Raw genomic sequence first — 22,813 nt, 5'->3', positions numbered from 1 at the left:
GGTAGCTTTCCATCTGATGAAAAAAGTATTTGCGCGAGTCAAGCGCATGATTCTATCCGAATGTTAGCAAAAATATAAATCAATGAAAATTATCAATTATTTATACAAAACCTTATTTCTCTTATGCATGTTGCTTTGCCAGTTATCCTGCAAACAGGAAATACAGGATATACCCAAAGTCAATGAGACAATGGAACTTCAGCCTTCTGCTGAGATTATTACGCTTGACGAGGTCAATATGACCAAAGATATTGTCGCATTCAATTGGAAACCCGCCAGAGTACAGTCAGATGATCATTTGGTCAGCTACAGCACTATGTTGGATGTGGTGGGAAACAATTTCGGTACGGGTACGGCCATATTTAACTATGAAGACGACAATGTATTTAGCAGAAGCTTTACTTCCGAACAATTGCAAAATTGGGCCAATGAAAAGTGGGGTATACCAACAAACAAGAGCTTTACGCTGGAGTTTAGGGTAGTTGCTCAATGGGAGGGCGGCGGTACTTTTGAAGCACCTGAGGTGAGGACGGCAAGAATTACAGTAAATCCAATCAAGACGGTTGTCTTTGATGCCGATAAAGTGTTCTTGAGCGGTAGCGCCGTTGGCGGAACTAAGGTGGAGCTGCCAAAAACATTGGAAAATTTAGATCAATATGCTTATGTATTGAACTTGCAGCCGGGCGAACTTGAAATTCCGGTCGAATTTAATGGAGAGACGAATTATGTGGTTACTGCCGATGGGAGCGCAGCAATAAACGATGGTAATGCGGTCGGGATAAAGATGAGAGAAACAGTATTCTCCTGGAAAATAGAAACTGCTGGTGAGTACCGTGTCGTGGTCAATATGCAGAAAGCTACCGCTACGATCTATTCGCCGGCGAAAGCACTTTCCGCAAAAACGGTGATATGGACAGGAGATCAACCTTATACGACCACCGTGACGGATTTATGGATGCATGGGAGTATTAATGGTTGGGGAACGCCTGTTAAAATGAATTGTCAGGTAAGTTTGGCCGATCCTCAAATTTTGGTCTATACTGGTGGTAAAGTTGGTACTACTAAGTTTATTGTGACCGGAGATAACAGTAACAACAAAAATCTGGCCTACGCATTTAGTGCTCCGCCTACGTCCGACGGCGTCGCGCAAACTTTGTCTCTCACTTTGGGAAAAGTAACCGAAATGGGAGGGGGGACGGTAAAAGGTAATCGCGATTCATATTTCACCATTCCCGCCACCACAAATGTGTTGATCCTAGATTTAAGAAATATGACTATTGTGGCACTAAAACGATAAGAGATCGGGTAAAAAATACAAGTTAACCTCAACATTTCTAAAAGTGAAAAATATAACCTATAAAAAAGCCTATCTCAAAGCATGTCTTGTCATGCTTTGCTTTCTAGCATTTTCATGCAAGAAAAATGATGCTGATATCGAAAAAGATATATCCGGAACCTTGGTAAAACCCAGTTACAACAGGAGCTCTATGTTTCGTAATCCATTAAACGGTTGGGTGATGTACGCTTCGGCTTCGGGAAACCCTTCTTATTGGGATACCCAATTTTATGTGCCCGATTTGGGTAAAACGGTCAAAGCGATTGATTATGCATCTGCCTGTTATATCCGTACCAGCTGGCGAACCTTTAATCCTGCAGATGGCGTGTATGCCTGGAGAGATCCTAGCACAGCAATCTACAAAATGATCAAAGGAGCACAAGATAAAGGATTACCCATCGCGTTTCGTATCGTTGTCGACGGTCGCGACCAAGGTGCAAATACGCCGCAGTTTGTTTTCGATGCAGGCGCTAAGTATTATTTGGCTAATCCTTCTTTTCCCGATAGAAAAACACCAGTACTGCAAGATCCTATTTTTAGGAAATATTATAGCAAGGTGATTGAAGAACTAGCGAAGGATTTTAACGATTTAAATAAAACCTCTTTTGTCGATGCCTATGGACTCGGTTTGTGGGGGGAAGGGCATAGTGTAATTTATGAAGATCCTAATAAGCCATCTGGTCAAAATATTGAAGTCATTAAAGAAGAAGTTGTTGACTGGATTTCTGATGTGTATTCCAAGAATTTTACAAAAGTACCCTTACTGATTAATTATCATCGTCTGGTTGGTGACCCGTCGGGTAGTGGAGCTGCGAACCCCAATTCGGAGAAGTTATTGAATAAAATGATCAATAAAGGCTACAGTCTGCGTCAAGATGCCTTTGGAATGACAGACTATTACCAAAGCTGGGAGAAGAATTTTGCTAAGGTGTGGAATTTTAAACGTCCCGTTATTATGGAGGGCGGTTGGATAACCACAGGTACCCACCGTTATTGGACTGATCCCAGCGGTAAATTTAGGCAAGACCATCCCGAAGATGTTCGGCAGGGCGAATTTGACAGTTCCTTGGAAGCTGCGGTAAACATGATGGATTTCCGGATCGGTGAAATTGAAAGCTGGTTCACCAAATCTTTTACCTTATGCCAGCGCTTTATTTCTGAAGGTGGCTATCGTTTATATCCTGATCGTGTTTACTTACCGGAGAAAGTCAATTCGGGGACAGAAATGACAATTAACCACCGCTGGCGGAATATGGGCTGGGGATATTTCCCTAATAATATTCCCCAGTGGAATTATAAATATAAAGTTGCTTTTGCACTCCTGGATGAAGAAAACAGGGTGAAAAAAGTTTTTGTAGATGATCAAGGAGAACCTTCGACCTGGCTTAAAAATAACCCGATGACCTACGAATTGAAAGCTATTGTTGATCTTCCAACGGGGAACTATACCTGGGCTGTCGCTATCGTAGATACCACAAATGATAATCAGCCTGGGATACGGCTTGCGGTGAACGGTGATATGACCAGCACTGGATGGTTAAAGCTATTGGAGGTACAGATATTGTAATAGTTTGCATAAAGGTTAGAATGCAAAACTGTTAGATGTTTTTTAGTTAAAAAGGGGGCTGTCCTGAAGGACTGCCCCTTTCTGATGTGGTTTTTTATTTACATTGCCGGGGCACAGCCCATTTGACATCCCATAACGGATTCTAAGGTTAGATAAAATCTTATAATCCGAACGAAATAATTCTCAGACTATAGTTCGCCATTGGCTAGCATATGCCTGTAGATCGTTTTGCAATTTCCGAAGAATCCTGAACATGAGTTTTCTACATACGTTTCTGAAGTATGCGTAGCTACCACTTCGCCACTACTATTGTATACGTTTAATACGTAGACACATCTAATCAACCTCGAATTGTCATCTTTTGTTTTGGCAGTGGTTTTAGCATCTACATTGGTTTTGGCTACCTTGTAAGCAGTTCTTTTTACATTGACGTTTTCTTTGGGTGCGTTTGCATCTGTGCTGGCGAAAGCTGCAGTTGATAGCGTAGCTATGGCTATCACACTCATCACTAACTTTTTCATTGTTTTTAAGTTTTTTTGTTAAATAATGTATGCCCTTTGAGCATATTTTAATTCTCTCCTAATAAAAGTAAGAACAAGAAAATTGCGTGAGGTGAACGATCAGTATTCGCGAGAGACGATCTATTATTCGCAGCGACTCAGTCGATATTTATTTTTCTCAGGAAGTTAATGCGATTGTCAGCAAAAATCAGGCTTACCATAGCTACAGTCAAAGCCGTAGCGAAGTTGTTAAGTCCTTAAAAAAAATGGGATAAACTAACCTTTGCATTGCGTACAGGCATCCTCTAATCATCAGAAAATTATACGGTTATTAAATTGATGTTGAAATTGAAGAACTTCATGAATACTAAACTCGTTAATTTGGGGCATTTACCGGCCCATGAAGCTTATGCCATTTGCATTATTTGCGCAATTGGGTTCGCATTATCCTGTAGAGGCTTACAACAATAACAACAGCTGCGAATGCTAGCACGTGATGTGTTCCAGCGATAGGATAATGCAGAAATCCACCTATCCCCTGTAACATTAATACAAATTCATTCAAAAATATTCCAATAAGTAGACCGTAAATACCGTAGTGAACGCCTTTTTCGATTTTTAGCAGACAAATCTGAAAAGCATAACCAATTAAAAAGAGGGTAATGATCACCAAAAGAACGAGGTGCAGATAAGCAATGACAATTGGCCGAAAGCCATAAGCTTGTTGACTCAGCGCAGGTATGACGGACAGACCCTGTAATAACAGCTTGAGGAAAATAGCCGCTAGGACACATAACCAAATCTTTGCTGTGTCTTGGTTTAAGCGAAGTGAAGCATTGTTTCGGATCAGTCTGACGACTCTTTTTGCTAAGGTTACCCAAAGAACAAATTGCAATCCGACTGTCATAACGATAATGATATACAACCAAAGAGGTAGATTCTTCCACCATAGCACGGATAGGAAATAGGTAGGTATAACAGTCATGGCATAGGTGAGCGAGAAACGCGGGCTCATGGGTATTTTACCACCATGTTTATACAGCCAGCCAGCAAGTAGGGCGACACAAGCGAAGAAAAACCAGCCATTGTACTGAAAATGAAGATAGAAATAGACCGATGCAAGTTGTTTTAATGGATCCATTTGGTGGGTCGCTTTGAGATAGGCGAGAAAATAGGTTCCAAATGAACTAAATATATTGAAAAATAGGGCCGCCTTTATTAAAATCGAAAGAGCTGGAGGAAGCATAGATGATTTAAGATCCCTGAATAATTGAGCGCAAAACCAATAAGAGACAAGGATTGATAAGAATGACCATATAATTGAATATATACTATAACCAGTATATAAAAAGGAAATAAGCATACCTGCAGAAACTGAGCAATTGGCCAATAGGATATGCTGATATTTTCTACATAAAATTTGATTGACTTTTATTTCCAGAACGGCCATCACGAGAAAGATCATCAGCGCTTGGGATACCCAGCCTGAAAATGCAAAATGCGAATGTGCGTGCATGATGTTTTTCTGGTCGATCCAGGGAATGGGAAATAAAAATTTTAAACGCATAATCAATCCCAAAATACCGACGATAAGCAAATTGAATAGGGTAATGACAATCCATTTCTTAATACTTAAATAGTTCATTATTTTATTCATATGTTGATTTTTTCAGAACGCGGTATGGTTGTTTCAGCGTTCAATCTATGCCATCGGCGGGAACAAAGACTTTTCCGCGGACAATGTTTAATTTATCATCCTTTTCCATTTGCTTCATTGTCCGGATGATTGTTTCTACTCGTAGTCCAGTCATATTAGCCAATTGTTGGCGCGTAAGCATAAGTCGGTTGCATTCCTGACAAACGAGTCTTTTGCTTTCATTTAATTTGTGAATCAGATTGGACAGGATTTCTTCAGGTGAGCGATTGTAAATTAATTTGATCATGAATAGTTTAAAGTGCAGCTCACGGGCGATCTTTTGTGAAATTACATGATGTAGATGACCGTATTCATGCATGATTTCGAAGAATCTTTTTGAACTGATCTTCAACAAAGTACATGAACTGTCTGCAATTGCTGTTACTGTATTCAGTCCGTTGTCTAATATGGCCACTTCACCAAATCCCTCGTTGGCGCAGATCACGTTATGGAGGACTTCTCGGCCGTCGGACAAGAAATTAGAAAGACGAACTCGTCCATTTAATACCTGATAATAAAATAACGCCATGCTGTCCTCGCGGAAAAGTATTTCACCAACATCGGCATGTATGCTGCTCGCTCCCTTTTCGAGAAGTATTACGCTTGGAATCATCGTTCGACATTAGTTAAAATTAACTATACGGAATAAAGATATAGCAACATCGAAAAATAGATGTTGATGTTGGTCACAGGAATGAGTGATTAAAATCAATTTCGCTTTAATGGCTTTATATATAGTGTTTTATGTCTTTTTATCGGTGGTTTTTTTGAAACTGAAGCACTTTATGATTTGCCTCATAAAATAGCTACAACCTTCCCCTATACCTTTGGATTACGTAAAACACAATCAAGTTTGAACACAAAACCAAAATAAGATGAGAAAGCTAATTGTATGCTGTTTGATGGGATTATTTATCTACTCCTGTTCATCAAACAATGGCGAGAAAAAAACAGTTGCCAACAGTGCGAACGAAACTGGAGCTACGGCAAATGACGCCAGTGGATATGATCCACACCGAGGTGAGGGAAAATTTGACCAGGTTGAAATCGGCGAACATTTGGATGCGCCAATGGCCGCAGCCGGAAAAATGATTGTTGATTTAAAATGTGCTTCCTGTCATAAGCTTACCGACGAAAAGCTGGTAGGCCCCGGGTGGAAAGGCGTGACACAACGGAGAAAGCCACAGTGGATCATGAATTTTATCACGAACCCTGATCCGATGATCGATAAGGATCCTGAATTACAGGCACAACTTGAATTATGTATGGTCCGAATGCCCAACCAGAATCTAACGGATGAGGAAGCCCGAAAGGTATTGGAGTTTATGCGACAAAATGATGGCGTAAAATAATAGAGCTGAATAAGAATCAACAAAGCTGCATAGGTATTAACCTTAAAATAAGAATAGAATGACTTTAACAAAATACATATTGACGAGCTTAATGGCGAGCGCAATGTTGTCGACTTTCCATGCCTGTAAACCCAAAGGAGCGGGATCCGCCGTGAGTGGCGATGCCGCGGAGAAGGTGTATGTTGCCCCAGGGAAATACGATGAATTTTACAATTTTGTATCTGGGGGATTTAGTGGACAGCTCTCCGTTTACGGGCTTCCATCCGGCAGATTACTGCGTGTAATCCCCGTTTTTTCACTAGACCCTGAAAAGGGCTGGGGCTTTAGTGAAGAGACTAAACCGATGCTCGAAACGTCCCATGGCAATGTACCCTGGGATGATTTACACCATGTGCAGCTTTCCAAAACAGATGGAAACTACGACGGTCGTTGGGTATTTGTCAATGCTAACAATACCCCCCGTATTGCCCGGATCGATCTGAAAACTTTTCGTACGGCAGAAGTCCTCGAGCTCCCGAATAGCGGTGGAAACCACTCCTCACCTTATATAACTGAAAACACCGAATATGTTGTCGCAGGAACCCGATTTTCGGTACCGCTTGACGGCGAGTCTGGCGATGTACCTATCAATACCTTCAAAAAGAATTTTCGCGGAACATTGAGTTTTGTCAGCGTAAGCAAGGATAATGGCAACATGGAATTAGCTTTTCAGATTGAGACACCCGGTGTAAACTATGACCTGAGCCGAGCCGGTAAAGGGACTTCTCATGGCTGGTTTTTCTTCTCCACCTACAATACTGAACAGGCAAATACATTGCTGGAAGTTAATGCCTCCAAAAATGATAAGGACTTTATATTAGCCGTCAACTGGAAAAAAGCCGAAGAATATTTGAAAGCCGGAAGGGGGAGAAAGGTAACTGGTTTGAAGTATGCCCATAACACTTACGACGAGAAGTCCCATACTGCGAAGACAACATTCAACACAGAAACTGTCGTATTGAAGGCGGAGGAACTGGAGGGGCTATGCTACTATATTCCTTGTCCTAAATCTCCGCATGGTGTCGATGTTGATCCTACCGGAGAATACATCGTAGGATCGGGTAAATTGGCTGCTGTCATACCTGTATTTTCATTTGCTAAAATGCAGAAAGCAATCCAGGAAAAACAATTTGAAGGTAAATTCGGTGGGATCCCAATTATAAAATACGAATCTGCACTGTATGGTGAAGTACAAAAGCCTGGTTTAGGCCCACTACATACGGAATTCGATGGTAAAGGAAATGCAATTACCTCATTCTTTGTGTCCTCCGAATTGGTCAAATGGAATATTAAAGATTTAAAGGTGCTAGACCGAACACCAACATTTTACTCAACAGGTCATTTGATGATACCGGGAGGAGATACCAAAAATCCAGAAGGCAAATATGTTATTGCGTATAATAAAATCACGAAAGACCGCTTTCTTCCTACTGGACCTGAGTTGGCGCAGAGCGCCCAATTGTTTGATATCTCGGGAGACAAAATGCAGTTGTTGTTAGACTTTCCGACGATTGGGGAACCGCATTATGCGCAAGCCATTAAGGCTGAGAAGGTAAAAGATAAAAGTGTGAAAATCTTTAAAATTGAAGAAAACACCAGCCCATATGTCGCCAAAGGAGATAAAGATGCACGCGTCGAGCGTAAAGGTAATCAGATACATGTATACCTGACATCCATCCGTTCACACTTCATGCCGGATAATATTGAGGGCGTACAGCTTGGCGATGAAGTCTATTTCCATGTGACCAACATTGAACAGGACTGGGATATGCCACATGGTTTTGCTGTCAAAGGTGCAAAGAATGGTGAATTGCTCATTATGCCAGGAGAGACACAGACGTTGAAATGGATTCCGGATAGAGTAGGTGTGTTTCCTTTCTACTGTACTGATTTTTGTAGTGCGCTACATCAAGAGATGCAGGGTTATATCCGCATATCAAAAAAAGGAAACAACGTTCCGCTGATTTATAGTTTAGGAACTAACCAACCGCAAGAGAAAACCAATTAATGCAACCTATGATGATGAAAACTACAAGTCACATGTCAGCAGTACATCGGATTCTATTGATCCTAAGTGGTCTGGCCCTGGTAGCGGTCATCTTCCTGCCTATCTGGCGTATTGAGCTTGACGCAGCGCAATACCCAGAAGGCTTAGAGTTACAGATCTATAGCAACAAATTGGCGGGACAGGTCGACATTATCAACGGGCTCAACCATTACATTGGGATGAAAACGCTGCATGCGGAAGATTTTATAGAATTTACGGTTTTACCTTATATCATCTTATTTTTTGCACTGGCGTTTTTATTCATAGGGTTGTTGCGGAATAGAAAACTGCTGTATGGCTTATTCTTTTGTTTTCTGCTTTTTGGAATTGCGGCCTTGGTTGACTTTTATATCTGGGAATATAACTATGGTCATCAGCTCGATCCAAATGCACCGATAAAAGTTCCGGGAATGTCTTACCAACCCCCACTGATCGGATACAAACAGCTTTTAAATTTTGGTGCCTATTCAATCCCGGATATTGGGGGATGGATCTTTATACTCTGTGGAATTATCTTGGCCTATTGTACCGTGAGAGAATGGCAAAACAATAAAACCCTAAAACTAAAATCATATGAGAAACTATAAACTATTCGCGTTGATCTGCAGCAGTATATTGCTGGTTCTATTTAGTTTGCAGGCCTGTCAGGGCAACAATAAACCCAAGCCTATTAAATACGGCAGCGAGCAATGTGCCCACTGTAAGATGACAATAACGGACGTGCGTTTTGGCACGCAGCTACAGACAAAGAAGGGTCGGGTCTTCAATTTTGATGACGTTCAATGTATGATTGCCTTTGTCAATGGGAACTCGGTCAAAAAAGAAGAGATTGCGGTTTATTATCTGTCTGATTATGTTAGCCATAATCTCATACCGGCAGCAGACGCCTATTATCTCAAAAGTGAGTCCTTGAAAAGTCCGATGCGCGGCAATATTGCTGTATTTGAAAAACGAGGTGAGCTGGATAAGGTCAAAGCCGAGATTGGTGGCACCGTGATGACTTGGAATGATCTGTGGAAATAAATAAATAATGATGAAGAATCTAGCTTTAGCGCTTTGGTATGCAATTACCTGTCTTTGGATCGTAAGTTCGCCCATTTCGGCGAATACCATCAAGATAGGAAAGGGGCAGCCTTTCAGCACAATTCAGGCTGGCTTGGCACAGGCGCAATCTGGTGATACCATTTTAGTGTCGGCGGGCGTCTACAAGGAGGGAAATATCGTTATTGATAAGGCCATCTACCTAAAAGGATTGGGAAAGCCTGTGCTTGACGGGGAGAAAAAATATGAACCGCTCTCGATTAAATCGCCAGGTGTTACAGTTCAGGGTTTTTCGATTCAGCATTCCGGACATTCATCTATGAATGATATTGCCGGGATTAAGATTTATAATACAGAACAGATTAAAATACTTGATAATGAGCTCGTGGATAATTTTTTTGGGATCTATGCCCAAAATGCGAAAAATGTCGAAATACGGGGCAATACTCTCAAAGCTTTTGGTACAGCGGAGCAGCTGATCGGTAACGGTATTCATGCTTGGAAATCGGATAGTCTAAGTATTGAAAATAATAAAGTGTCTGGACACAGGGACGGTATTTATCTTGAGTTTGTGACGCATACTCGGGTAGAGGGCAATCTTTCTGAAAAAAATCTGCGCTATGGTCTCCATTTTATGTTTTCCCATGAGAACAGCTACATCTCAAACACCTTTCGCAGCAATGGTGCTGGTGTAGCTGTTATGTATACCAAACATGTCCATATGGAAAACAATAATTTCGAAGAAAATTGGGGCGATGCCGCCTATGGATTGTTGCTCAAAGATATTTCCGATAGTCAGATCATCAACAATCAGTTTAGCCGCAATACCACCGGTATTTTTATGGAAGGATCGAACCGAATCCATATTGAACATAACAATTTTAAGAGCAACGGATGGGGGCTCAAGATCCAGTCGAGCTGTATGGACAATGTGCTTAAAGACAATAATTTTTTTCAGAATACCTTTGATGTTGCTACCAATGGCACGCTTACACTCAATAGTTTTGTGCATAACTATTGGGACAAATATGAGGGATATGATCTGGACCGAGACGGATTTGGGGATATTCCTTTTCGCCCCGTAAGCCTATTCTCGATGATGGTTGAGCGCTATCCTTCGGCGATGTTACTTTTTCGAAGTTTTATGGCTATGCTGTTTGACCGGACTGAAAAGCTATTACCAAGTCTAACACCCGAGGGGCTTAAAGATGATAAGCCTCGCATGAAATCAATAAAAGTATGATTAGTATCCAACAGTTAACGAAAAGCTTTGGCAAATTCAAGGCATTAAAAGGCATCGATCTGACGTTGAACGGTGGCGAATGCGTCGCCCTAATAGGCCCCAATGGCAGTGGTAAGACCACCTTGATCAAGTCTATCCTGGGGATGGTGATGCCGAGTGCCGGACGGATCACGTTTGAAGGACAAGACATTGGACAGCAATGGGTTTATCGGAACCATATCGGCTATATGCCGCAGATAGGTCAATATCCTGAGAACATGTCCATCAAGCAGGTATTGGATATGATCAAAGATATCCGCAAACAGCCCCAGACGGATTCGGATCTTTATCAGGCTTTCGGCGTGGACAAGCTATTGGAAAAACGTATGGCGACACTTTCCGGTGGTACAAGACAAAAAGTAAGTGCCTGTATCGCATTTATGTTTGACCCCAAAGTACTCATCCTGGATGAACCCACGGCGGGGTTAGATCCTCTGTCTACCGAAATTCTCAAGGGTAAAATCAAGAAAGAAATCGGACGCGGTAAACTGATCATCATCAGTTCCCATGTACTTAGTGATCTCGATGAGTTTGTCTCACAGATTGTCTTTTTGCAGGAAGGAGAGCTGAAGTTTCATAAGAGCCTGCAGCAATTAAAAGAAGATACAGGTACTGAAAAACTATCCAAAGCAATCGCTTATTTGATGCAGAACCGTGATCTGCCTAATTAAAAAAAGATGAATAAAATTATACGATATGTTTTTGTGGATCTCTTGCGTAATAAGACCATTTTATGCTACACCATATTACTCTTTGTGCTTTCCATGGCGGTCTACACCATGGAGGACAATTATGAAAAGGGATTACTCAGTCTACTGAATATTGTTTTGTTTGTAGTTCCGTTGATGAGCATCGTTTTTTCTGGCATCTATATCTACCAGAGTTCCGAGTTTATTAATTGCCTTGTCAGTCAGCCTTTACAGCGAAAAAGCATTTGGGGCAGCCTGTATGTGGGTCTGGCAGGTGCACTTAGTTTAGCTTTTTTTATCGGCGTCGGCATACCAACTTTTATCTATGCATTTAGCTATTCGGGTATTACTTTGGTTGGTTGCGGGCTGGTACTTTCCTTAATTTTCGTTTCCATAGCGATGTGGACATCTGTATTGATCAGGGATAAATCGAAGGGGATAGGATTATCAATTTTGCTTTGGCTTTATTTTACGCTGCTTTTTGACGCATTGGTACTATTCATCTTATTTCAGTTTGCAGATTATCCCATCGAACATGGAATGGTTGCTCTGTCCATGCTCAATCCCATCGATATCAGTCGCATCCTTATTTTATTACAGGTAGATCTCTCCGCGATGATGGGCTATACAGGAGCGATATTTCGAGATTTTTTCGGCAATTCAATTGGAATTACGGTCACGCTGCTGGTCATGTTGCTTTGGTGCATCATTCCCTTATGGCTATCTATTCGCTATTTTAAGAAAAAGGATTTATAATAATTTATTTACCATTTAATACTATCATCATGATTAAATCACCCTTATTGGAGGTTTTCAATATTGAACCTCGACTCAAACACCCGACCATATTTGATCATTTCGATGCCCTGGATTCAGGTGAGTCATTTATTATCAAAAACGATCATGATCCCAAGCCGCTCTATTATCAGTTGCTGGGTGAACGTGGAAAGGATATCATTTGGAATTATCTGGAATCGGGCCCTGAATACTGGCAGGTTCGCCTTGGCAAACCGCTGGAAAGCGAAACACTAGAAACCGTTGGCAATATTGCGGCCACGGATATCCGCAAGGCCCAAGTTTTAAAACAGCTCGGAGTAGATTTCTGTTGCGGTGGCAAGCAGACGCTTAAGGAGGCTGCTCACAGTATCGGTCTTGATGAAATCGAATTGCGCAGACGGCTTAATCAATCCGAAGATCTTCCTATATCCGGCCCGTCGTTAAATTTTAAAGATTGGGATATCGATTTTTTAAGTGATTACATTAAGAATGTCCACCATCGGTATGTCCGAGAGAAAGGACCGATTATCCAAGAACTCGCACATAAAGTGGCCGATGTGCATGCACAGCAACATCCCGAGCTGATCAGCTTGTCCAAAGAACTCGATGCTTTTCTTGATGAACTCTATCATCATTTGGATAAAGAGGAGAAGCTACTCTTTCCGGCAATCAAGAATGAACAAGAATTGACCAGCAAACAGGTGGATCAGCTCATTCAATTTTTGATTTCAGAACACGAGGATTCAGGAAAGGAACTTCAGCAGCTGCGCAAAATTACCGAAAACTATACATTGCCAGCCAATGCCTGTAATTCTTACACGTCATTATTTTCACAGATTGAATCATTTGAATCCGATCTTCTGCAGCATATCCATCTGGAGAATAATATTTTATTTCCAAAGTTGCTCGCGAGCTACGGTGTTCAAGTGAATTAAAAACTAGAAAAGCCATGCGGATAAACCAGCATACCAAAATTTCAGAACTCATCAGCTATAATGTCTTGAGCATTGAAGCCATTGCCGCTATTGCCAAACCCTTGCGCAAGATCCGGATTCCGGTCTTGCGTCGAATATTGGCCCCTCGGGTCTCCATAGGCGAAGCAGCAAAAATTGGCGGATGTTCGGTTGCAGATTTTCGAGCTGCGCTGGTACCGCTCGGCTTTGTTTGGATGTCAGATGAAGCCGAGAAAACCATAAATTTATTCGATGCAGTAGAAAGGCCAAGTTGGATGGATGAAGCAGCAGTGACGGTTATATTAGATGTGAGACCCCTCTTGGAAGTGGGTCAAGATCCGTTAAAAGATATTTTTCAGTTGTATCGCTCACTCGCCGCAGGCGGGATTCTTTGCATCAGCAATTCATTTGTCCCCACTCCATTGATCAGGCGAATGGAAGATCGCAAGGTACCAAGCTATACCCACGAATGGGCGGAAGGCGAATTCAGAAGTTACTTTTATAAAAATGATACAGCTCTGTCCGTTCAGCCTGCTGAGGACGATTATATTTCATTTGTGCCGAAGGAACTTTTTGAGCAGAAATTAGCGAGCCTTTCTCCGCTTCATCTGGTTACATTGGATGTCAGCGAACTTCCTATGCCACAGCCGATGGAATTAATTCTTGAGGCCCTTACCCAACTGAAAGCCGATGATGTGGCTTATATAAAACACCGCAAGATTCCGCTCCATCTGCTGGAAGAACTTGATCATTTATCTTATCGTATTTTCATCTATGATCGACACCCTGGAGAGGTCCATCTGTTAATTTATCCCGTAAAATAAAATGGCAAATATTTCTATTCATAAAGCACCTGAACAATATGTCGTATTGCCATTTTTTATCACTTCAGGCATTTTTTTTCTAATTTTCACGGTCCTGATCGTCATTACCGGAAGCGGGCTCTTTGGACACCATTTTCAACCTAAAGTGCTGGCTATTGTCCACAGTCTAGCACTTGGGTGGGGGACGATGGTCATTTATGGGGCGGCTTATCAGCTGGTGCCAGTTATTTTCGAACGTCCGCTTAGCTCTTCCCGATTGGCATTTTCCACTTATATCCTATTGACATTGGGAACCTGCTTGTTGATTTATAGTTTCTGGCATTTCAAGATCGGTTTACTCATGTGTCTTGGAGGTTTATTGATTACCTTCAGCTCCTACCTATACTTCTATACGCTGTGGATGACTACTAAAGATGTGGAGCACCTATTTGAACTACGCCTTTACTTTACGCTATCGGCCTTTTGGCTTTGTTTTACCACAACCTTAGGCCTTTTGCTTGCCATTAATTTATTTCATGGTTTTCTAACTAAAAGTCACCTGGATATTCTAAAGCTACATGCCCACGTTGGTATTGTTGGCTGGTTTTTGCAACTGATCCTGGGAGCAGGGGCAAAGATGCTGCCCATGTTTCTTTTGGGGCGATCTGCCAAAACAAAGTGGCTCTATGTTTCGATCATTTTGATAAACCTTGGCTTGGTCCTTTTTTTATTGGACGGCTATACCCATCCTGTGGGATTAAGATCTCTTATTTTTGGAGTAATTGTGTTATTGGGAGTTATATGCTGGGCTGTTTTTGTTGTAGACTGTTATATACACCGTGCACGTAACATTTTGGATATTACAATGAAACATAGTTTCATTTCCTTTTTGAGTTTACTTTTCGCTTTCTTCACATTGCCTATGGTTGTGCAGCAGCAGTTTGGTAGTTGGGTTAATTTATATTTCGTATGGTTATTTCTTGGATGGATAACAGGCCTTATTTTGGGAATGACTTTTAAGACCCTGCCGTTTATGATCTGGAACTGGCACTATAAAGATCTCAATGGAACCAAAAAAATACCTATGCCTAAGGAACTTTATAGTCAGCGGCTGCTTTCGATACAATATTACCTTTACCTATTGGCACTTTTTGTTATGGCCATTGCTGTGGCCTTTAAATTAAAGTGGCTACTGTATTGTGCTGCCTGGACTTGGGTAGCACTAGCCGTTGTATATGTTCTTAATATCGTTAAAGTAGTTTTTCATCGAAGAACACTATAAATAAAGTATGCACCCGTTTGTATAATGAATGAAAGATAATATGAAAATTGATCTAACAAAACCCGAGGCCTTTGAGGAGTTAAAAGCTGTTCAGGCATTGATGCTTGTGATGGATCCCGAACTGGGAATCAATATCGTAGATATGGGTTTAATTTATCATCTTGATTTAACTGATCCGAGTTGCATTGTCGTAACCATGACATTATCTTCTGCATATTGCCCAATGGGTGACTCTATCGTTCAAGGTGTTGAAAACACATTGCAACAGCAATTTCCAAATAAAGCCATAGTTATCAATCTCGTTTGGGAGCCTATTTGGACGCCGGATCGGATCAGTGAGGAGGGAAAGATCCTATTGGATCGCGGATGATCTGATTAAGAATAAATTCAACTTTCCATACACATCATTAAAGGAGTTCCCTAATCGCTGGTCTGCGGCCTGAGGTTTGTATGCTACCGTAAATATTTGTCGATGTAAATATTTAGCATTGCCTTTTTGTACGGATTAAGACCTTCGGAAACGGCTGAAGTTTGCTTCTGAAATTCTGGTTCTCTATTCAGTTTTCTGTATTCTCTTGCTAATTCCAGCCTGATTCTCATCAATTTTTAAATTTGAACAATCATCAAGACTGACCTAGTGAATTTGGAGCGCGAGGGTAATACCCCATCTACACGGTCAAATACCTGTCGGTCTCCGTATAAACCTCCCTTTGCACAATATACTTACCTGTATATTGATTTCATACCGCATGCGGCATTTTTTTTGGAGCGTATGGTCACCATTAAGGGTAAAACTGAAGATATAAAACTATGGGCTTACAAATAAGTGACGTAAAGGGAATAAGTACCCTGGCATTGGGAATAGGAAATACGCAATTAACATCGCTATGTTCACTCAGCTCCAGCTTGGGTATGCAAATCTATGCGAAGATGGAAATGGGTAATCCGAGTGGTAGTGTAAAAGATAGGTCGGCTACAAACATTTTAGTTGAAGCCATTCGAAAAGGTTATATTAATAACGAAACGACTATTATTGAATCTTCTTCTGGAAATATGGGTATTGCACTAGCGCGGCTCTGTAAGTTGCTTTGCCTCGATTCTTACATTGTTGTAGACCCGCATATTAACCAGCACGCAAGGAAACTTTTGAATGCTTTCGGTGCAAACATCGTCGAGGTAAATGAAAAAGATGAGAATCAGGGTTACCTCGGCAACCGTCTAAAAAAAGTGCAGGACCTTTTGGATAAAGTTCCCAATAGTTATTGGACGAATCAGTACGGTAATCCAAATGTGCATATTGCGCATGAAGGTATATTTCGTGAAGTAACCAGTCAACTCAATGCCGCCCCCGATTATATGCTGGTTGCCACCAGTACATGTGGTACGATCCGTGGCATTGCCGACGCGATTGAGAAAGCATCTGCTACCACCAAGTTGATTGCCGTTGACGCAGTGGGTAGCATTCTATTTGAAAATAAGCCGAACGCTAGAAATATTCCGGGAATGGGAGCAAGCCATCCCTCTGCATTTTTGCAAAAACATCAGATCGATCATTATACATTAGTTTCAGATCTTGAAGCTGTAAAAGGTTGTCAATTATTGCGCGAACGCGAAGGTATGCTCATCGGTGGTTCTTCTGGAGCGCTAGTAGCCGCACTCCATAAATTAAAAAAACAGATCCCGAAAAACTCTTCAGTAGTGCTACTTTTCCCTGATAGTGGCGAGCGCTATCTCGATACCATATACAATGAGGAATGGGTACAGCAGACATTTAAAGAAGTATTGGTATGATTTGGAATACGCAACACATTAATCCACAACAAGACCTATATTCCTATTATCAAGAACGAGAGCAAAAAAAATTGCAGCAACACGGGGATAATACAATTGCCATTGTTGGGGGTGGGCCGAAGGGCTTGTATGGCCTCAATCATTTCGTTAACCGTGTGCGTATAGACCGAGCTACAAAATCCTATAAAGTGCTATGGTTCAACAACGATGAGCTATTTGGATGCGGCCCAAACTATAGCATACACCAACCTGATTACCTGTTAATTAATTACTGTATTGGCCATTTGAATGCTTTTCATGATAAGTATAGTCAGAAAGAAGATCAACAAAGTTTTATGGAGTGGCTCAGTAAGGTGAAGTGTATAGATATAGATGTCCAGCCGACTGACTTTGCTTCGAGAGCTTTGGTGGGCTATTATTTGCAGTGGGTAACTAAGGAGACGATGCGGCAGCTCCCCGCAAATGTCCAACTTCAGCTTATCGCAGAACCCGTTGTGGCAATAGCGGAACAGCATTCTAAGGCAAGGATTGAAACCAACACGGGTAGTTGGGATGTTGCAAGTATATTGCTCGCTACAGGACATTGTTACAATAATACGCCGCTAATCACTGAATCTGAAGTCCCAGTGGCAAATTTTATCAGAAGTCCATATCCGGTGTCAAAATATGATGATATTACTTCTGATGCCCAAGTAGGTATTACCGGCATGGGACTTACTTTCATCGACATTGCATTGGCTCTTACTGAAGGACGCGGCGGCACCTTTGATGATAACGGAGATTATTGTCCTTCAGGAAAGGAACCATTGATCTATTCATTTTCAAGAACTTCCCTACCTATACTTTGTCGTGGTCCACAGTATCAAGAAAAACGTCCGCTATATTTATTAAATGCTTCGAAGTTTAAATTATGGATGCAACAGCCTACGAAAATTGATTTTGAGAAAGATATGCTCCCAATAATCGAGCAGGAAATCCAACTCCGTTATTATGCTGTCCAATTCAACGAGAACGACCTCGAACGTCTACAAAATTTAATAAATGCGATTCCTTTACAACACCGTTTTACATTGCACAAGCTTTTAAAACCCAACTTAACGAGTGAAGAAGAAATATTGCGTTATATTGAGGAGAATATTGAGGAGGCACAACGAGGTGAACAGAATAGCCCATTAATGGCGGCTGCTTCGGTCTGGTCTGAGATATGTCCATCTATTGCTGAATTATATTCTTCCGTAGGGTTTACCGGCAATTCGCAGCAGCAGTTGGATCAGTATTATTTCGGTGCTTTCAACCGCGTAAGCTATGGTCCGCCAATTGCCAATATGGAAAAAATATTAGCCTTGGCAAGAGCGGGTATCATCCGTTTCTTGCCTTTAAAAAAGCCGACCATTCGATGGCAAGAAGTGGGGAGTGTTTTCGTCGTTTGTGACGAAAATGGAAAAGCTACATCTTTTAATACCTTAATCGATGCACGCATAGGCAGACCCTCCTTACATCAGCATAATGCTGCTTTATATGATACACTTTTGAGCCAAGGGCTAATTTGTCCCCATCAAAATGAAGCTTATTTCCCTGGTACTTTGTCCATGGACAAGCGCGGCAAGTGCAATACCTTAGCCAGGGTACCCATTTACTGCTATGGCGCGAATACCGAAGGCGTATTCTTCGACAACGACAGCTTGTCACGAACAAAAAACGATACCTCCTGTTATTGGGTAGACGATACAATCCGAACATTATAGAAATACAGCATGAACACAACATTTTTTCCCTTAACACCCATTCTGCATCCTTGGGTAAATCATCTTACCAAAGAGCCGAAAGAACTTTTTGAACGAATTGAACAATACGGATCACCAGTCAATATACATCACTTTAAGCCTCTAAATGAAAATATACATGCTTACCAGACTGTACTAAATAAGTATAATGTCATTCACAAGATATTCTTCGCCCGTAAAGCAAATAAATGCCTGCAACTTGCTCAAGCCGTGGCGGATGCCGGCCAAGGTGTGGATACCGCAAGCTTTAGGGAACTTCAGCAATGCCTTGACGCAGGAATAGCCAGTGAGCAACTCGTGCTGACTGCTGCAGTCAAAAATCGACAGCTCTTTGAATTGGCATTAAAGCATAATGTCACCGTTGTGTTGGATAACGAAGATGAGTTGGAATTAGCACAGGATGTTGCCGCAATGTTTGGAAAAACCTTGCTAATTAACATACGTGTAGGAGGATTTCTTGTCAATGGCCAACGATTACCAACACGTTTTGGCTTTGCTATCGATAGTGTTGCAGAACGCATTGAAGGTTTGGCAGAAATCTATCCTCACCTCAAATACAACGGACTGCATTTTCATCTAAATGGCTATTCAATTGACGAACGTGTTGCTGCCATTGAACAGTCAGTACAGGTGATTGATGCATTGCATGACTTAGGAATACACACGCGATCGCTCGATATTGGCGGAGGTATCCTGATGAATTATCTTAAATCGCACCAAGAATGGTTATCCTTTCATACAGCATTACGTGAAGCCGTACTCGGCAATCGACCTGAACTTACTTACCAGAATGATGCCTTAGGTATGGTCAAGATCGAGGATAAGCTTTATGGCGAACCTACTGTATATCCATATTTCAATGAGATCCATAAGGAAAAATTATTAGAGCATATTCTCACAGCCCATTCCAGCATCTATGGGCTCCCAATACACCGACTCTTTACAGATCGGAGGCTGGAATTACGCATGGAACCTGGCCGTTCATTGTTGGATCAAGTAGGTTGTACGTTGGCAAAGGTGGCCTTTCGCAAGAAAGATAGCGAGGGTCGTCTGCTTGTGGGGTTGGAAATGAACCGTACACAGTTGCGTAGTTCGAGTGCCGACTTTTTATTGGATCCTCTGCATCTACCCAAACAGCAAGTCGATGATTCAGATGAGCCCTGTTATGCATATCTTGTCGGGAGTTATTGTCTCGAACAAGAGTTGATTCTCAAACGACAAATTAAGCTGCAGAAATATCCGGAAATTGGAGATCTTATCCTTTTTCCCAACACAGCGGGGTACATGATGCATTTTTACGAATCGGAAGCACACCTCTTCGAACTTGCAAAGAATGTATTTATCTAGCTGAATTTAAAGTTCATATTTAAGTTGATAGAAATAGCTTTATAACATGAAGGGCCTAATTTATTCATTGGGCCCTTTGTAATGGAATTTACCTCCTAATTCTCCAAATTTTCTGATCGTGTTATAATAGCACATTATCCCTAGTTAGCCTTTCAAAAAATATTATTCTAAGCTATATTGTAAAATTATTTGTTATTTATCGCCTTGCGGTGCATCAACAACCATTCATAAATCCAGGGCTCAGTTTCATAGAGGTACTGGATACTGTGACCTTTTCCTGTAAGACGGTGGAAAATAATTTCACCATTGCACTCCTCTAGAGATTTGACTATCCTTTCTGTTTCATATATGGAGATTTGGTCATCCGCCGTTCCGTGATAGGTGAGGATGGGGATGTCTCTGAGCATGCAAATGCGAGTAGTATCGCTATCATTTACCCCTCCACACAATGGGACAATTGCCGCAATTTTTTCGGGATGATCCAATGCTGCAGCGTAGGTTCCATATCCACCCATACTTATTCCAGTCACATAAACACGACTCTTGTCGATGCGGTAGTTTGAGGTTATTTCATTGTAAAGCGAGTCGAACCAATTTTCCGTAGACCAATATCTACCCTCCGGACATTGTGGTGCAACCATTACAAAATCAAATTCCTTTCCTTGATCTACTAAATAAGGTAAACCATAGATCTTTAATTTTTCAAGATCATCGCCCTTTTGAGATCCTCCGTGAAGATAGATAACCAATGGATGTGTGGACGTATCTGTATTGTAATTTTTAGGGAGATAGGTTAGGTGTTTATAATTGACTTTTAGCTTTTCCTGAGCAATAGACTGTGATGTAAAGATGCCGAAAACGAATATTGAGAGCAGTTGAGGATAAAGATAGCACATCTTACTGTAAATTTTGAGGAGTTCTTGACAAGTCATATTGGAAGAAAATGAGAAGTTTACTACAATGTATTCATGCCGCTATCGTAATATCATTCCTATCCTTTCCCGTTCTTTATCCGATAGGGGGATAGCCTGCTCAATGATAGGTAATATCTGTGCTTTACGATCTGTTTGTAGCAAGAGATCCAAGAAGCCTAAGTATGTCCTAATTAAATCATCTTTGATACCGACAAAAGCACGTGGATTGGCAATATAAAGCTCTTGCACCAGCTGGAGCAAGGTGGCCTTACGACCGCTATCAGCATCAGCATGCCCGTAGTGGGGTAAAAGATTCTTCTGTGCGAGTTCTTCTAATTTGAGATCCACGGCTTTTTCGCGGACATATTTCTTCTGTTTTCTTTCCAGCATATCACGTAATTCAGCTAAGAGCTTGCGATACACTACTTGTTGTTCTTTCTCGCTGAATAAGTTTCCTTCAGTAGATAGCGTCATATCTGACATTTCGAAACTGTCAAAAAAATCAGACTCTACGTAAACCGAATGATGAAATTCAATAGCATTATTGTTAAAACTACTCAGCAGTTTCGTTACCTCCACTTTATGACTGTTCAGGAAATAATAGTAGTAACGGTCCCCAATGGAATATTTCCATCGGATATAATTAATCTTAAATACGAACGAATTCTCTTGGGGACTATATATCGTAACTGAGGTTTCATCAGTCTCCTGAATCAGCTGCTGATAGACGATCGGATTACCATTTATGGTGATATTGTAACCCAGATCCTTATTTAGATACAAGAACCAGCCAAATTCCTGTGCTAGAAAATCTTTAAAATCCTCCGATTCGAATGTCATAGCATTTAGGCCAAATAATCCTTCGAGTAACACAGTGGTTCCTGTATGCTCCGACTGGGATGGCAGCAATTCGGAGCTATCGTATGTTTCTTTATTATCTCTGTCTATGGTTATTGTGTACGCCATCAGGCCCTGATGCTGCGCTACCACAGTATGCCAAGTGGCACGGGTGGCAAAAAGGGAAAATGAGAATCGCCCTTTTCCCTTTTTGCCCCGTGTATAGGAAGTACGTTTGGGTTGCGCTTTCTTGAGTGAATCCAGAAAGTTGCCAAATGAATAGTCTAATGTATCCGGTGTTATACCTTCTCCATTATCGCTGATACTAATCTGTTCGATATGGCCAAGTTCATTACTCTTGATTTCGATGGATACTGCTGTGGCTTTAGCATCAAATCCATTCCATATATATTCAGCAATGGCTTGCTTAGCATCCTTTGGTAAACCCGCGGATTCTATGCTTGCATTTGTGATCTTTGTACTATTCCTCATGATAATTGACCTTTAGGTCAAATCTATTAAAATTATCATTCATTTTATAGTTATACTAAAGAAAATAGTAATGTTTAAAAGATTGGTGAGAGCGTTTCTGCAGATGCAGTTACCATAAATATACCATTGAGATTGTTCAATTATGTAAGGTTCAAAATGCGGTATTTCGCAATGAGATTGTGCATTGGTAATATCAATCGAGCTGTACGATTTATTGATTTTATAGGCAGGCAAACTCGAAATTATAGATATTAATGTTAATTTTATATGAAATTAACATCTGT

General features: G+C 41.2%; 21 protein-coding genes. 16 read left to right on the top strand and 5 right to left on the bottom strand.

What is annotated here, in order from left to right; all coding sequences use genetic code 11:
• The first annotated feature begins 82 nt into the window (after nucleotides 1-82).
• Together B2107_RS11020 and B2107_RS11015 are read left to right on the top strand one after the other, a co-directional pair.
• On the top strand, nucleotides 83-1,297 hold the full coding sequence (locus B2107_RS11020; RefSeq protein WP_293955685.1) for a SusE domain-containing protein: 1,215 nt from the start codon (nucleotides 83-85) through the stop codon (nucleotides 1,295-1,297).
• Between the two features lie 43 nt (nucleotides 1,298-1,340).
• A complete protein-coding gene (locus B2107_RS11015; RefSeq protein WP_293955684.1) occupies nucleotides 1,341-2,903 on the top strand; it encodes a DUF4832 domain-containing protein in 1,563 nt (520 codons plus the stop codon).
• A 188-nt stretch (nucleotides 2,904-3,091) separates the two neighbouring features.
• Here B2107_RS11015 and B2107_RS11010 read toward each other — a convergent pair whose 3' ends face one another.
• The 3 genes from B2107_RS11010 to B2107_RS11000 all read right to left on the bottom strand — a co-directional run bounded on the left by B2107_RS11010 (nucleotide 3,092) and on the right by B2107_RS11000 (nucleotide 5,712).
• Entirely contained in the window at nucleotides 3,092-3,424 is a 333-nt protein-coding gene (locus B2107_RS11010) for a hypothetical protein (RefSeq protein WP_293955683.1), read from the bottom strand.
• A 400-nt stretch (nucleotides 3,425-3,824) separates the two neighbouring features.
• Nucleotides 3,825-5,060 carry a hypothetical protein gene (locus B2107_RS11005; RefSeq protein ID WP_293955682.1) on the bottom strand — a complete coding sequence of 412 codons (1,236 nt, stop codon included), beginning with the start codon at nucleotides 5,058-5,060 and terminating at the stop codon, nucleotides 3,825-3,827.
• Between the two features lie 40 nt (nucleotides 5,061-5,100).
• Nucleotides 5,101-5,712, bottom strand: coding sequence for a Crp/Fnr family transcriptional regulator (locus B2107_RS11000; protein WP_293955681.1), 612 nt, complete (start codon nucleotides 5,710-5,712; stop codon nucleotides 5,101-5,103).
• A gap of 262 nt (nucleotides 5,713-5,974) precedes the next feature.
• Between B2107_RS11000 and B2107_RS10995 the strand changes: the two genes are divergently transcribed.
• The 14 genes from B2107_RS10995 to B2107_RS10930 all read left to right on the top strand — a co-directional run bounded on the left by B2107_RS10995 (nucleotide 5,975) and on the right by B2107_RS10930 (nucleotide 20,286).
• On the top strand, nucleotides 5,975-6,451 hold the full coding sequence (locus B2107_RS10995; RefSeq protein ID WP_293955680.1) for a c-type cytochrome: 477 nt from the start codon (nucleotides 5,975-5,977) through the stop codon (nucleotides 6,449-6,451).
• Nucleotides 6,452-6,509: 58 nt separating this feature from the next.
• Nucleotides 6,510-8,498, top strand: a complete 1,989-nt coding sequence (nosZ, locus tag B2107_RS10990; protein ID WP_293955679.1) for a Sec-dependent nitrous-oxide reductase — start codon at nucleotides 6,510-6,512, stop codon at nucleotides 8,496-8,498.
• A gap of 32 nt (nucleotides 8,499-8,530) precedes the next feature.
• The gene (locus B2107_RS10985; protein ID WP_293955678.1) at nucleotides 8,531-9,124 is read left to right on the top strand and encodes a hypothetical protein; all 594 of its coding nucleotides are present in this window, start codon (nucleotides 8,531-8,533) and stop codon (nucleotides 9,122-9,124) included.
• Nucleotides 9,111-9,560: a nitrous oxide reductase accessory protein NosL gene (locus B2107_RS10980; protein WP_293955677.1), complete on the top strand. Its 450-nt coding sequence runs from the start codon at nucleotides 9,111-9,113 to the stop codon at nucleotides 9,558-9,560. Before B2107_RS10985 ends, B2107_RS10980 begins: the two co-directional genes overlap by 14 nt.
• A gap of 7 nt (nucleotides 9,561-9,567) precedes the next feature.
• Nucleotides 9,568-10,821: a nitrous oxide reductase family maturation protein NosD gene (locus tag B2107_RS10975; protein ID WP_293955676.1), complete on the top strand. Its 1,254-nt coding sequence runs from the start codon at nucleotides 9,568-9,570 to the stop codon at nucleotides 10,819-10,821.
• Nucleotides 10,818-11,531 carry an ABC transporter ATP-binding protein gene (locus B2107_RS10970; protein WP_293955675.1) on the top strand — a complete coding sequence of 238 codons (714 nt, stop codon included), beginning with the start codon at nucleotides 10,818-10,820 and terminating at the stop codon, nucleotides 11,529-11,531. Before B2107_RS10975 ends, B2107_RS10970 begins: the two co-directional genes overlap by 4 nt.
• A gap of 6 nt (nucleotides 11,532-11,537) precedes the next feature.
• Nucleotides 11,538-12,305, top strand: a complete 768-nt coding sequence (locus B2107_RS10965) for an ABC transporter permease subunit (protein WP_293955674.1) — start codon at nucleotides 11,538-11,540, stop codon at nucleotides 12,303-12,305.
• 29 nt (nucleotides 12,306-12,334) lie between these two features.
• Nucleotides 12,335-13,261, top strand: coding sequence for an iron-sulfur cluster repair di-iron protein (gene ric / locus B2107_RS10960; RefSeq protein ID WP_293955673.1), 927 nt, complete (start codon nucleotides 12,335-12,337; stop codon nucleotides 13,259-13,261).
• Nucleotides 13,262-13,275: 14 nt separating this feature from the next.
• Nucleotides 13,276-14,103 carry a DUF2249 domain-containing protein gene (locus B2107_RS10955; RefSeq protein WP_293955672.1) on the top strand — a complete coding sequence of 276 codons (828 nt, stop codon included), beginning with the start codon at nucleotides 13,276-13,278 and terminating at the stop codon, nucleotides 14,101-14,103.
• A gap of 1 nt (nucleotide 14,104) precedes the next feature.
• Entirely contained in the window at nucleotides 14,105-15,364 is a 1,260-nt protein-coding gene (locus B2107_RS10950; RefSeq protein ID WP_293955671.1) for a hypothetical protein, read from the top strand.
• Nucleotides 15,365-15,404: 40 nt separating this feature from the next.
• Nucleotides 15,405-15,734 carry a metal-sulfur cluster assembly factor gene (locus B2107_RS10945; protein ID WP_293885470.1) on the top strand — a complete coding sequence of 110 codons (330 nt, stop codon included), beginning with the start codon at nucleotides 15,405-15,407 and terminating at the stop codon, nucleotides 15,732-15,734.
• Between the two features lie 440 nt (nucleotides 15,735-16,174).
• Nucleotides 16,175-17,155 carry a 2,3-diaminopropionate biosynthesis protein SbnA gene (gene sbnA, locus B2107_RS10940; RefSeq protein WP_293955670.1) on the top strand — a complete coding sequence of 327 codons (981 nt, stop codon included), beginning with the start codon at nucleotides 16,175-16,177 and terminating at the stop codon, nucleotides 17,153-17,155.
• Nucleotides 17,152-18,900, top strand: coding sequence for an FAD/NAD(P)-binding protein (locus tag B2107_RS10935; protein ID WP_293955669.1), 1,749 nt, complete (start codon nucleotides 17,152-17,154; stop codon nucleotides 18,898-18,900). The genes sbnA and B2107_RS10935 overlap by 4 nt, the downstream gene beginning before the upstream one ends.
• Before the next feature lie 9 nt (nucleotides 18,901-18,909).
• Nucleotides 18,910-20,286: an alanine racemase gene (locus B2107_RS10930; protein ID WP_293955668.1), complete on the top strand. Its 1,377-nt coding sequence runs from the start codon at nucleotides 18,910-18,912 to the stop codon at nucleotides 20,284-20,286.
• 185 nt (nucleotides 20,287-20,471) lie between these two features.
• Here B2107_RS10930 and B2107_RS10925 read toward each other — a convergent pair whose 3' ends face one another.
• On the bottom strand, nucleotides 20,472-21,182 hold the full coding sequence (locus B2107_RS10925; protein ID WP_293955667.1) for a prolyl oligopeptidase family serine peptidase: 711 nt from the start codon (nucleotides 21,180-21,182) through the stop codon (nucleotides 20,472-20,474).
• Nucleotides 21,183-21,260: 78 nt separating this feature from the next.
• The gene (locus B2107_RS10920) at nucleotides 21,261-22,529 is read right to left on the bottom strand and encodes an ATP-binding protein (protein ID WP_293955666.1); all 1,269 of its coding nucleotides are present in this window, start codon (nucleotides 22,527-22,529) and stop codon (nucleotides 21,261-21,263) included.
• Nucleotides 22,530-22,813 lie beyond the last annotated feature (284 nt).

Origin of the sequence: Sphingobacterium sp. UBA7855 (assembly GCA_002500745.1) — a bacterium.
Classification (GTDB): domain Bacteria; phylum Bacteroidota; class Bacteroidia; order Sphingobacteriales; family Sphingobacteriaceae; genus Sphingobacterium.
The sequence above is the reverse complement of the archived record's forward strand: the minus strand, read 5'-3'. Positions and strand labels throughout refer to the sequence as shown.